General features: G+C 60.7%; 10 protein-coding genes and 1 riboswitch. Of the genes, 4 read left to right on the top strand and 6 right to left on the bottom strand.

Annotation, left to right across the window (positions count from 1 at the left end; translation table 11 throughout):
- Nucleotides 1-102: 102 nt before the first annotated feature.
- The 5 genes from rhlE2 to ahcY form a co-directional block, all read right to left on the bottom strand.
- On the bottom strand, nucleotides 103-1,965 hold the full coding sequence (gene rhlE2, locus HU811_RS19180; RefSeq protein ID WP_092401549.1) for an RNA helicase RhlE2: 1,863 nt from the start codon (nucleotides 1,963-1,965) through the stop codon (nucleotides 103-105).
- A 266-nt stretch (nucleotides 1,966-2,231) separates the two neighbouring features.
- Nucleotides 2,232-3,008, bottom strand: a complete 777-nt coding sequence (locus HU811_RS19175) for a substrate-binding periplasmic protein (RefSeq protein ID WP_092401552.1) — start codon at nucleotides 3,006-3,008, stop codon at nucleotides 2,232-2,234.
- Nucleotides 3,009-3,063: 55 nt separating this feature from the next.
- Nucleotides 3,064-4,146, bottom strand: a complete 1,083-nt coding sequence (locus HU811_RS19170) for a hypothetical protein (RefSeq protein WP_092401555.1) — start codon at nucleotides 4,144-4,146, stop codon at nucleotides 3,064-3,066.
- Between the two features lie 83 nt (nucleotides 4,147-4,229).
- Complete coding sequence (metF, locus tag HU811_RS19165) at nucleotides 4,230-5,075, bottom strand: methylenetetrahydrofolate reductase [NAD(P)H] (RefSeq protein ID WP_047230426.1); 846 nt, start codon at nucleotides 5,073-5,075, stop codon at nucleotides 4,230-4,232.
- A gap of 180 nt (nucleotides 5,076-5,255) precedes the next feature.
- Nucleotides 5,256-6,665 carry an adenosylhomocysteinase gene (ahcY, locus tag HU811_RS19160; RefSeq protein WP_092401558.1) on the bottom strand — a complete coding sequence of 470 codons (1,410 nt, stop codon included), beginning with the start codon at nucleotides 6,663-6,665 and terminating at the stop codon, nucleotides 5,256-5,258.
- 23 nt (nucleotides 6,666-6,688) lie between these two features.
- Nucleotides 6,689-6,794: riboswitch (S-adenosyl-L-homocysteine riboswitch) on the bottom strand.
- A gap of 191 nt (nucleotides 6,795-6,985) precedes the next feature.
- Here ahcY and HU811_RS19155 point away from each other — a divergent pair.
- Together HU811_RS19155 and HU811_RS19150 are read left to right on the top strand one after the other, a co-directional pair.
- Entirely contained in the window at nucleotides 6,986-7,390 is a 405-nt protein-coding gene (locus HU811_RS19155; protein WP_092401561.1) for an acyl-CoA thioesterase, read from the top strand.
- A gap of 190 nt (nucleotides 7,391-7,580) precedes the next feature.
- The gene (locus HU811_RS19150) at nucleotides 7,581-8,462 is read left to right on the top strand and encodes a formate/nitrite transporter family protein (RefSeq protein ID WP_092401564.1); all 882 of its coding nucleotides are present in this window, start codon (nucleotides 7,581-7,583) and stop codon (nucleotides 8,460-8,462) included.
- Here HU811_RS19150 and HU811_RS19145 read toward each other — a convergent pair.
- Nucleotides 8,413-9,582 (bottom strand): MFS transporter, encoded by a 1,170-nt coding sequence (locus HU811_RS19145; protein WP_186657507.1) that lies wholly within the window; start codon nucleotides 9,580-9,582, stop codon nucleotides 8,413-8,415. The two genes, HU811_RS19150 and HU811_RS19145, sit on opposite strands and share 50 nt — an antisense overlap.
- A gap of 198 nt (nucleotides 9,583-9,780) precedes the next feature.
- On the opposite strand from HU811_RS19145, the gene HU811_RS19140 reads away from it, so the two are divergent.
- Nucleotides 9,781-10,614, top strand: coding sequence for an EamA family transporter (locus tag HU811_RS19140; RefSeq protein WP_092401570.1), 834 nt, complete (start codon nucleotides 9,781-9,783; stop codon nucleotides 10,612-10,614).
- 50 nt (nucleotides 10,615-10,664) lie between these two features.
- The gene (locus HU811_RS19135) at nucleotides 10,665-11,048 is read left to right on the top strand and encodes an MAPEG family protein (protein ID WP_092401573.1); all 384 of its coding nucleotides are present in this window, start codon (nucleotides 10,665-10,667) and stop codon (nucleotides 11,046-11,048) included.
- The last annotated feature ends 276 nt before the right edge of the window (nucleotides 11,049-11,324 follow it).

Raw genomic sequence — 11,324 nt, 5'->3', positions numbered from 1 at the left:
GCAATCGCGAGCAGGCTCGCTCCCACAGAGCGAGGTCGGCGTCACTCACATAAAAATGCCCCTGATCGCGAGATCAGGGGCATTTTTATGGCCTGGAGAAACTCAGCGATTGCGGGTCAGCAGTGCCGGCTTCTCGCCCCGTGGACGGCTTGGCAGTTGGTCCAGCTGTTCAGGCGTCGGGAATCGATCGACCTTCGATTCCTTGTGCATGATCTTCGGCTGGTTGCCACGAGGGGCTTGCACGGCGGGTTCCTGACGAGGCTGATCGTCACGCGCCGGGCGGCGAGGGCGGGAGTCTTCGCGGCGGGCCTGACCGTCACGAGGCGCGCCGTTGCGCGGGCCGCTTCGCTTGGCCGGTGGGGTGCCGGTGGACGAGCCGTTGCTGTTGCGCGGGCCGTTCTGACGCCCCTGGGACTGGCCGCGGGGAGCACCTGCGCCCGCACCCTGTGCCGGAGCGCCCGGACGACGTCCGCGACCCTGGGCTGGTTTTTGCTGCGGCACGTAATCGACGCGGTTGCCGAAGTTATCGATATCGTCGTCCAGGAATTCGTCCGGTGCGCGATCGGCAGCGGCACGTGGTGCCGGGCGCTGCTGTTCACGGGCCGGGGTACCTTCGCGAGGCTTGTGCTCGCGGGCCGGGCGTTCGCCGCGACTGGTGCTGGCCGATTTTTCCTTGCCCTTGTCCTTGCCTTTGTCTTTACGGCCGCCGCCGCCACCACCGCCGCCATTTGGACCGTCACCGCGAGGGCCACGGGCATTGCGTGGGTTGCGCACGTCCGGACGTTCACGCACTTCAGGCTTCTCGGCCTCGATGGTACTGGCATCGAAGCCCATCAGGTCGCCATCGGCGATTTTCTGCTTGGTCATGCGCTCGATGCTTTTGAGCAGTTTCTCTTCGTCCGGCGCGACCAGCGAGATCGCTTCGCCCGAACGGCCGGCCCGGCCAGTACGGCCGATACGGTGTACGTAGTCTTCATCGACGTTCGGCAACTCGAAGTTGACCACGTGGGGCAACTGGTCGATGTCCAGGCCGCGGGCGGCGATGTCGGTAGCAACCAGAATGCGCACTTCACCGGCCTTGAAGTCAGCCAGGGCCTTGGTGCGGGCGTTCTGGCTCTTGTTACCGTGGATCGCCACGGCCGGCAGGCCGTGCTTGTCCAGGTACTCGGCCAAGCGGTTGGCGCCGTGCTTGGTGCGGGTGAACACCAGGACCTGTTCCCAGGCGCCGGCGGTAATCAGGTGCGCCAACAGGGCACGCTTGTGGCTGGCCGCCAGGCGAAACACACGTTGTTCGATGCGCTCGACCGTGGTGTTTGGCGGTGTGACTTCAATGCGTTCCGGGTTGTGCAGCAGCTTGCCGGCCAGGTCGGTGATGTCCTTGGAGAACGTCGCCGAGAACAGCAGGTTCTGACGCTTGGCGGGCAGGCGGGCCAGCACTTTCTTCACGTCATGGACGAAGCCCATGTCGAGCATGCGGTCGGCTTCGTCCAGCACGAGGATTTCCACGTGGGACAGATCGACGCTGCCCTGGCCGGCCAGGTCGAGCAAACGACCCGGACAGGCCACCAACACGTCGACGCCACGGGCCATGGCCTGGACCTGAGGGTTCATGCCAACGCCGCCGAAAATGCAGGCACTGACGAATTTCAGGTCGCGAGCATAGATCTTGAAGCTCTCGTGTACCTGGGCCGCCAGTTCGCGGGTTGGGGTCAGGACCAGGACGCGCGGTTGGCGCGGGCCGTGACGCTGGGATTTGTCTGGATGACCGTTGGGGAAAAGCCGCTCCAGAATCGGGAGGGCAAAACCACCGGTTTTACCAGTGCCTGTCTGCGCCGCAACCATCAGATCGCGACCTTGCAACACGGCGGGGATGGCCCGCTGTTGCACCGGGGTAGGCTGGGTGTAGCCGGCAGCCTCGATGGCGCGGACTAAAGCCTCGGAGAGACCGAGGGAAGCAAAGGACATGAGTAATCCTGTTTTAGTGAGGGCCTGGCCCAATGGGATAGTCTTGCCGGGCGCGAATGACGTTCAACAAAAAGACGTCATCCCGTCCGGTCCTGCCGAGTCTGGAAGGCAGGTCCGGGCAGGGCTCGCGCGGGCTGGAAGCTGCGCTGTAGCGGTGTCGGGATGCCTTTTGCAAGACCGGGCGTCCGGGCGTGAGCCTGGCGGGAAGGCCGGAGTATAACAGAGCAAACGCCGCGCGCCGCTTTCCTGCTGCTCAACGGTTTATTTCAACGCTGCACCGGGCTGGACGGTTCGGTCCTGGCAGACGGAACGGCGCCATAGCGGGCGATCAGCTCGGCATAGGCCGGTTCGCGCTTGAAACGCTTGAGCTCGGCGCTGAAGCGCTGCACCAGCAGATCCATCCCGGCGTTGCGCCGCACCGCCAGGTATTGGCTTTGACGGCTCACAACCACGGGGTTTTCGGTGATCTGGTCGCCCAGTTGCATTTGCTTGAGTACGTGCCGACCCACCCGACGGTCGGTGATGAGCAGGTCAATCCGGCCCAGTTGCAACTTGCCGAAGTTGGCTTCATGGGTGGGTGCCGTCTCACGTTTGAACAGGGGCGATTCTCTGAAGGCCTGGCTGTACAGATAACCGGGCGACGTGCCCACGGTCAGGCCGCCCAAGTCGTCAAGGGTACGAAACGGATGGGGACGGGCGTTGGCGTAGAACATCACGAACTCCACGTCCGACAGCGGTTCGCTGGGGTAAAGCAGCATGGCGTCGCGTTCGTTGCTGTGGAAAATGTCCAGCGCACCGTCCGCCAGGCCCTGCTCAAGCATTGCCAGGCAACGCTTCCAAGGCAGCAGTTGCCATTGCACATCAATGCCCAGGCGCTTGAACACAATGGCGGTAGTTTCGTAGTCGAGTCCCAGGACCTGGCCGTTCTCTTCGTAGACATAAGGCGCCCAGGGCTCGGTGACAATGCGCAACTTCTCGGCCCGGGCATCCATGCTCAGGTACAGGAGGACAAAGGTGGTCAGTAACCGGGTGATGAAGGGCATGGCCTGAGGTTACGACGAGAGCTCATCAAATAGCTAGAGCCCTCTGGCCCGCGGCTTAATTGCCTTTTGCCTGCATTAGATGCCGATAGATGGCTTCGCGGCGTTCGCCCAGCACCCAGCGAATCAGTGGGTGGTTGAGCCATCGTTTGAGTTCATGGTCTTTCAATGGCTCTTTCAGGCGATCTTCAACGTTCTCCCTGGCCTTTTCCCACCAGACCGGGGCGCAGGCCTGGTCGAACGGGTTGGTGTGACGGTAGCAGCCGTAGAGAATTTCGCGCATGAATTGCCGTTTATGGCTGGGTAGCGCCACGGTAATCATTTTATAAGCCAGACGGCGCAATGTGGGCGGTCGGGGTAACGTTGCGGTGACTTGACGGGTTTCATCCAGGGCCAATTGGCACATGGGCGCGGCATGATGTTTGTCGAGCCAGGCCTTGGTTTTGGCGCGGAACAGCTGTTTGCGGCTCCAGTAATGGTGAATCAGGTCGGGACATTCGCGCACGTGCACCGAGCGATAGGCTGCAACCGAAAGGCAGAACTCTTCCAGCGTGTAGGCGCCGTTCGCCATGGGATAAAACTCGTCCATCAGGGCTATCGAGCGATCCAGAACTGATGCGTCGCTCCAATGAAGACCGATCACGCCTGAGTTCAGCAGCGGCATGTTGTCATCCGCCAGTTGCCGTCGTTGCAGGGCTTGCGCCAGCGCTACGTAAAGTACTGCATCCTTGTTGGCGCCATAGTTCAGATCTACCGCGTTGCAGAGCAGCGTGCCGGGCTGAATGCGCCGGAACAGCTCCAGAGGAGAGCAGTGGAAGAAGGTGTCGGTGTCGATCAGCAGTGCCAGCTCGACTTCCTCAAGCACCTTTTGCATGACGACATGCTTTGCGCGAAAGTGATAGCCGTGCGGCTCGATCCAGGTCTGACGGGTTTCGTTGTCGAGGTGGCGTACGCGCACCGGGAGTCCAGCGTAGGGCATGGGATTGTCGGTAAATACTTGGATGTCCAGTGCCTCACCCGGGCTCTCGCGCAGTCCGGCCAAGGCGCTGGCAATGCTGAACACGGCTTCTTGATGATAGGTCTCGGCCCCATAGACCAGATAAATGAGTTGTGGGGTCGTTAACCTTTGACCAATAGGCATCTACTGCATCCCTCCAGATATTTCAGGTAGAAAAAAGGCCTTGGGTTTTCGCCAAGGCCTCTTTGTACCGCCCAATTAAGACATTAACGCGGCAGTTTGAGGTTATTCCATACGGCGAGGCTGGGCTCGGCCTGATTCAGGGTATAGAAATGCAACCCCGGCGCCCCGCCTTGTAACAAGCGCTCACACATTTGTGTGATGACTTGCTCTCCGAAGCTTTGGATGCTGGATGTGTCGTCGCCGTAGGCTTCCAGCTGCTTGCGGATCCAGCGTGGGATTTCTGCCCCGCAGGCGTCGGAAAAACGCGCGAGTTTGCTGTAGTTGGTGATCGGCATGATCCCCGGCACGACAGGAATGTCGACCCCCATCTTGCGTACGCGGTCGACAAAGTAGAAGTAGCTGTCGGCGTTGAAGAAGTACTGGGTGATCGCGCTGTTGGCGCCGGCGTTGGCTTTGCGTACGAAGTTGAGCAGGTCGTCTTCGAAGTTGCGTGCCTGGGGGTGCATCTCTGGGTAGGCTGCCACTTCGATATGGAAGTGCTCACCGGTTTCTTCACGAATGAATTCAACCAGGTCGTTGGCATGGCGCAGTTCACCGCTCGCCATGCCCATACCCGAGGGCAGGTCACCGCGCAGGGCCACGATACGGGTGATGCCGGCCGCCTTGTACTGGCTCAACAGGCTGCGCAGATCGGCTTTGCTGTCACCCACGCAGGACAGGTGCGGGGCGGCGGGGATTTTGACTTCGCTTTCGAGCTGCAACACGGTGTTGATCGTGCGGTCACGGGTCGAACCGCCAGCACCGTAGGTGCAGGAGAAGAAGTCGGGGTTGTAGCTCGCCAACTGACGGGCAGTGGCGATCAGTTTTTCATGCCCAGCATCGGTCTTCGTCGGGAAGAACTCGAAGCTGTAGCGACGGTCTTGGGACATGGTCATATCCTTGGAAACTCGTAGGCCGGTGAGGCTTGCATAGCCCTTGCGGGAGTGGACTCATGTGGGAGCGAGCCTGCTCGCGATTGGCATCACCTCGGTCTGAGAGTCAGATCAAGGTGTCTGCATCGCGAGCAGGCTCGCTCCCACAGGTCCGCTCCACCAAGGAAGCAGCGCCGATCAGTAGCGATAAGCGTGCGGCTTGAACGGGCCTTCGACGGTCACGCCGATGTAGTCAGCCTGTTGCTTGGTCAGTTTGGTGACCACGCCGCCGAAACCGCGGACCATTTCCAGGGCCACTTCTTCGTCGAGTTTCTTGGGCAGCACTTCCACGGTCAGGCGCTCGGCTTTCTGGGCCGGCGACAGGTCGGCGTATTTCTGGCCGAACAGGAAAATCTGCGCCAGGACCTGGTTGGCAAACGAGCCGTCCATGATGCGGCTTGGGTGGCCGGTGGCGTTGCCCAGGTTCACCAGGCGGCCTTCGGCCAGCAGGATCAGGTAGTCATCGTTCTGTGGGTCGAAGCTGCCGGTGCCGGTGCGATGCACCTTGTGGACCTGTGGCTTCACTTCTTCCCATGCCCAGTTCTTGCGCATGAAAGCGGTGTCGATTTCATTGTCGAAGTGGCCGATGTTGCAGACCACAGCGCGCTTTTTCAGGGCCTTGAGCATGTTCGCGTCGCAGACATTGACGTTACCGGTGGTGGTCACGATCAAGTCGATCTTGCCCAGCAGCGCTTTGTCGATGCTTGCTTCGGTGCCATCGTTGTTACCGTCGATGAACGGCGAAACCAGCTCGAAGCCGTCCATGCAGGCCTGCATGGCGCAGATCGGGTCGACTTCGGACACCTTGACGATCATGCCTTCCTGGCGCAGCGACTGGGCCGAGCCCTTGCCCACGTCACCGTAGCCGATCACCAAGGCCTGCTTGCCCGACAACAGGTGGTCGGTGCCGCGCTTGATGGCGTCGTTGAGACTGTGACGGCAGCCGTACTTGTTGTCGTTCTTGCTCTTGGTCACCGAGTCGTTGACGTTGATGGCCGGGATCTTCAGTTCGCCCTTGGCCAGCATGTCCAGCAGGCGGTGTACGCCGGTGGTGGTCTCTTCGGTCACGCCGTGGACGTGGTCCAGTACGGCTGGGTATTTCTTGTGCAGCAGTTCGGTCAGGTCGCCGCCGTCGTCAAGAATCATGTTGGTGGCCCATGGCTGGCCATCCTTGAGGATGGTCTGCTCCAGGCACCATTCGTATTCCTCTTCGGTCTCGCCCTTCCAGGCAAATACCGGGATACCGGCAGCGGCAATGGCGGCAGCTGCCTGGTCCTGGGTCGAGAAGATGTTGCAGGACGACCAGCGTACTTCGGCACCCAGGGCAACCAGGGTTTCGATCAGCACGGCGGTCTGAATGGTCATGTGGATGCAGCCGAGGATCTTCGCGCCCTTGAGCGGTTGCTCGCCGGCGTATTTACGACGCAGACCCATCAGGGCTGGCATTTCGGATTCGGCGATGATGATTTCGCGACGACCCCAGGCGGCCAGGGACATGTCGGCGACTTTGTAATCGGTAAAATCTGCAGGCGTGATAACAGCGCTCATGAAGAGCCTCCATTCGTAATGTATGCGAATGGGCGCCGTTGTGCGTTTAGTGTCCGTCGGGGTGCCCCGTACAAACAACGCCCCATCCGAGCCTGACAGGTCGAACCTGCTGCAGCGCCCCTCGGACAGGTGGCGGGAACGGTCCAAAGCGTGGACCGAGGTAAAGCGGTGGCGATTATAGCGGGCTAATCGGATCTTCCAAAGGGTTTCTGTCGGCAAATCAAAATTGCCGATGAGCGTTATTAGAGCCTCGACATAGAGCCACGCTGCCCGGTCTGCCATGATGCCGGCATCCATCGGCCAGACGCTCAGGAGTGAACATGAATTTCCACACCCGCAAGTGGGTCAAGCCCGAAGACCTCAACCCCAACGGCACGCTGTTTGGCGGCAGTCTTTTGCGCTGGATCGACGAAGAAGCGGCGATCTATGCCATTGTCCAGCTCGGCAACCAGCGCGTGGTGACCAAATACATCTCCGAAATCAACTTCGTCAGCGCTTCGCGCCAGGGCGACATCATCGAACTGGGCATCACCGCCACCGAATTCGGCCGCACCTCCATCACCCTGACCTGCGAAGTGCGCAACAAGATCACCCGTAAAAGCATCCTGACCGTGGAGAAGATGGTCTTCGTCAATCTTGGGGAAGATGGCCTGCCGGCGCCGCACGGCCGGACCGAGATCAAGTACGTCAAGGATCAGTTCCAGGACGATATTGCCGGCGCGTGAGCTCGGCGGTGTCTCCAATCGCGAGCAGGCTCGCTCCCACATGGACTTGCGGGTGTCTATCGCCAATCCTTTGTAAGAGCGAGCCTGCTCGCGATGGCGATTCCAAAGTTTGCGTGAACAAAGGCCCGCTACTGAACAGCGCCGCACGCTGCGTGTCGTAGGTACATCACGCTACCGGTTCAGGAGCTCCATGGACACTCGCAAAGACGGCAAGACCCCTGATCTTTCGGCGCAGGAAAAGCACGAAGTCGACCGCAATCAGCCACCGCGGGCCGCGGTACTGCATGAAATTATCCGTACCCAGGGCAATCAGGAACTGGAGCGCAGTGTCGCCGCGCTTTGGTGGTCGGCCCTGGCCGCCGGGTTGACCATGGGCCTGTCGCTGATGGCGATGGGGCTGCTCAATTCCCGCTTGCCTGAGGGCGAGGCCTTCAAGGTGATCGCCAGCTTCGGCTACTGCGCCGGTTTTCTCGCGGTGATTCTTGCCCGCCAGCAACTGTTTACCGAAAACACCTTGACCGCTGTGCTGCCCATCATGAGCAAACCCACCTTGGGTAACTTCGGCCGTCTGTTCCGGCTCTGGGGCGTGGTGCTGGTGGGCAACCTGTGCGGAACCTTGCTGGTGGCCTATGTGATGCTGCATCTGCCGATTTTCGACCGGCGCACCGATATGGCTTTTCTGGAGATCGGTCGCAAGGTCATGGAAAACGACACCGGCCAGATGTTCGCCAAGGGCATCATTTCAGGCTGGATGATCGCCACCATGGTCTGGATGATTCCTTCCATGGAGAGCGCCAAGATGTGGATCATCATCCTCATCACTTACCTGATGGCGCTTGGCGATTTCACCCACATTGTCGTCGGCTCTGCCGAAGTGTCCTATCTGGTGTTCGCCGGCCAGCTGTCGTGGGAGGACTTCTGGATGGTGTTCGCCGCGCCGACCCTGGCAGGGAATATCATTGGTGGCAGTTTCATCTTTGCGCTGCTGAGTCATGCCCAGGTGCGGAGCGAGACCGGCCAGCCTAGTCGGCCGCACCCACCAGGGCGTCCTGACGACGCTGACGATAAATAAAATACAGTGCCGTCAACACGGTCAGCCCGCTCACCAGAGCGCCGGTCCATGGCAGGTCGGCCAGATCGGCGCCGCTGGCCACCACCAGGCCGCCAATCCAGGCGCCAGCCGCGTTGCCAAGGTTGAACGCGCTCTGGTTCAGGGTCGAGCCCAGGTTCGGCGCTTCTTGGGCCTGGTCGATGATCAGCAATTGCAGGATCGGACACAGTGCAAAGGCGAACACACCCCATAGGACCAGGGTAATAGCCGCTGGAACCACCGACCGGCTGGTCTGGCTGAACGCGGCCAGCACCAGCACCACCGCCAGGGCCATGGCTACCAGCGAAGGCAGCAGGCGCCGGTCCGCCAGCCGTCCGCCGAGGAAACTGCCCGCTGTCAGGCCGACACCGAACAGCAGCAGCATGAGCGTGATGCCGTGGGGGCTGACACCCGTGATGTCCTGCAGGATCGGCGCGATGTAGGTGAACACGCTGAACAGGCTGGTGGAGGCCAGTACGCTCATGCCCAGGGCCAGCAGCACGTTGGCCTTGCCCAGCACCCTGAACTCGCTGGCCAGATTGGCCTTCTCCATGGGGATTTCCCGGGGCAGCCAGACCCATTGGGCAAGGGCGGCAATGATCCCGATGACCGATACCGCCCAGAAGGTCGAGCGCCAGCCGGCGTACTGCCCCAGCGCCGTGCCCAGCGGCACACCTAGCACATTGGCCAGGGTCAGCCCTGTGAACATCATTGCAATGGCCTGGGCCCGTTTGTTCGGCGCCACCAGTCCGGCTGCAACCACCGAGCCGATACCAAAGAATGCCCCGTGGCACAGTGCGGTGATGACCCGGGCGGCCATCAGCGTGGCGTAGTTCGGCGCCAGGGCGCAGAGCACGTTGCCGACGATGAACATCAGCGTCATGCCCAGCAGCGTTGCCTTGCGCGGCATGTTGGCGGTGCCGATGGCCAGGATCGGCGCGCCGAACACCACGCCCAGGGCATACCCGGTAATGAGCAGCCCGGCCTGGGGAATGCTCACGGCCAGATCACGGGCGACATCGGGCAACAGCCCCATGATGACGAATTCGGTGGTGCCGATGCCAAAAGCGGCGACGGCCAAAGCAAGCAAGGCGAGTGGCATGCGCAAGGTCTCTGTCTGTAGTCTTGACGCTCTGATCAGGCATACGCATGCCGATGCGCCGGTTCGGATGAAACGGGGCAGCAGCAAAAATTATTGGAATTGGTTTATGCGCAACTGAGTGCGGCGTGGTCGTTTGCAGTATAAACGGCTGCTGATGGATGGCGAATCAATTCTCTGGACGCAATTAAGGAGCGTGCTGTGCTGGCAACGGCCTTGGTATTGGTCGCCGCGCTGTTGCATGCGGCATGGAATACGCTGATCAAGTTCAGTGGCGAGCGTTTGCTGGTGGTGGCGTGCATGGACAGCGTCGCGTTGCTGTTCGTGGTCCTGGCGCTGGGCTTCGTGGCGTTGCCACCGCTGGAGATCTGGCCGTGGATCCTGGCGTCGGCGGCATTCGAGTTGTTGTACCGCTATCTGTTGATCCAGGCGTATCGGGTGGGTGACCTGGGGCTGGTCTATCCGTTGATGCGTGGTTTGTCGCCATTGGTGGTGCTGGCTTTGACGTTGATCTTCGCCGGGGAAGTGCTGACGACCCAGCAGATCATCGGCATCTTGCTGATCCCGTTCGGCATGCTTTGCCTGTTGTGGCAGGGCGGTGGTGGCGAGCGGTTGCCCTGGTCGATGTTGCCGGTGGTGGCGCTGATCGGCCTGTGCATCGGCTGCTACACCTTTATCGACGGCCATGCCCTGCGGCGCTGGCCCCTGCCACTGGATTACCTGGTCTGGGTGACGCTGCTCAGTGCCTGGCCATTTCCGTTGCTGGCGCTGGTGCGCAAACGACCCGCGTTCATGTTGTTCTGGCGTGAACAATGGCGGCTGGGGTTGGCGGTCGGATTTTGCGTACTGTTGAGCTACGCTTTGGTGCTGTGGGCCATGCAACTGGGCTCGATCGCCGAAGCGGCGGCGCTGCGGGAGATCAGCGTGATCCTGGTGGTGCTGTTTGGCATGCGTTACCTGAAAGAACCTTTTGGCCGGCCGCGGCTCTTAGCCTGCGCTCTGGTGCTGATTGGCATGCTGGTGATGAAACTCTGACCAGCACCCCGATTTTCGATTTCTATAACACTCAAAGAAGGAACTGCTTCATGACGGTTGCCCTGTGGTGCATTTTGATTGCCTTTCTCCTGCCTTACCTGTGCATTGCGATCGCCAAGGCCGGTGGTAAATACCGGTTGCGCGACAACCACGACCCTCGGGATTTTCTGGACTCGCTCGAAGGAGCCCCCCGGCGTGCATACGCCGCGCAACTGAACAGCTTTGAAATCGCCCCGTTTTTCGCCGCTGCCGTGATCGTCGCGCACCTGGCCGGCAATGCCGAGCTTGTGACCATCAACGTGCTGGCGGTGCTGTTTATCACCAGTCGTCTGCTGTACATCATCTGCTACCTGGCGGACTGGGCGATCTTGCGTTCGCTGGTGTGGTTCGTGGGGGTAGGGTTGGTGTTGAGTTTCTTCTTCGTTTCGGTCTGAGCCTGGCGGTTGAATTCCGTTGTCTGTGCTGGCCCTATCGCGAGCAGGCTCGCTCCCACAGTTGATCTCCAGTGGACACATGTTTTGTGTACGACTAGATCCAATGTGGGAGCGAGCCTGCTCGCGATAGCGGTGACTCAGCTACATAGATGCTGGACGTGTCGCGCTCTTGCTTTGCTTTGCTTTGCTTTGGATCTTGATCTGGTCGCCCCGTTAACCACACTGGCCGAACGCAGGCATTGCGTAGGGGGCACCTCGGCATGGATGCCGAGGTAG

Source organism: Pseudomonas tehranensis, from assembly GCF_014268615.1.
In the GTDB taxonomy this organism is placed as follows: domain Bacteria; phylum Pseudomonadota; class Gammaproteobacteria; order Pseudomonadales; family Pseudomonadaceae; genus Aquipseudomonas; species Aquipseudomonas tehranensis.
This window is presented reverse-complemented; position numbering and strand designations above follow the sequence as displayed.

Bases quoted from the DNA above. Each gene is read 5' to 3' on its own strand.
- rhlE2 (WP_092401549.1), bottom strand. From the start codon at position 1,965: ATGTCCTTTGCTTCCCTCGGTCTCTCCGAGGCTTTAGTCCGCGCCATC.
- HU811_RS19175 (WP_092401552.1), bottom strand. From the start codon at position 3,008: ATGCCCTTCATCACCCGGTTACTGACCACCTTTGTCCTCCTGTACCTG.
- HU811_RS19170 (WP_092401555.1), bottom strand. From the start codon at position 4,146: ATGCCTATTGGTCAAAGGTTAACGACCCCACAACTCATTTATCTGGTC.
- metF (WP_047230426.1), bottom strand. From the start codon at position 5,075: ATGTCCCAAGACCGTCGCTACAGCTTCGAGTTCTTCCCGACGAAGACC.
- ahcY (WP_092401558.1), bottom strand. From the start codon at position 6,665: ATGAGCGCTGTTATCACGCCTGCAGATTTTACCGATTACAAAGTCGCC.
- HU811_RS19155 (WP_092401561.1), top strand. From the start codon at position 6,986: ATGAATTTCCACACCCGCAAGTGGGTCAAGCCCGAAGACCTCAACCCC.
- HU811_RS19150 (WP_092401564.1), top strand. From the start codon at position 7,581: ATGGACACTCGCAAAGACGGCAAGACCCCTGATCTTTCGGCGCAGGAA.
- HU811_RS19145 (WP_186657507.1), bottom strand. From the start codon at position 9,582: ATGCCACTCGCCTTGCTTGCTTTGGCCGTCGCCGCTTTTGGCATCGGC.
- HU811_RS19135 (WP_092401573.1), top strand. From the start codon at position 10,665: ATGACGGTTGCCCTGTGGTGCATTTTGATTGCCTTTCTCCTGCCTTAC.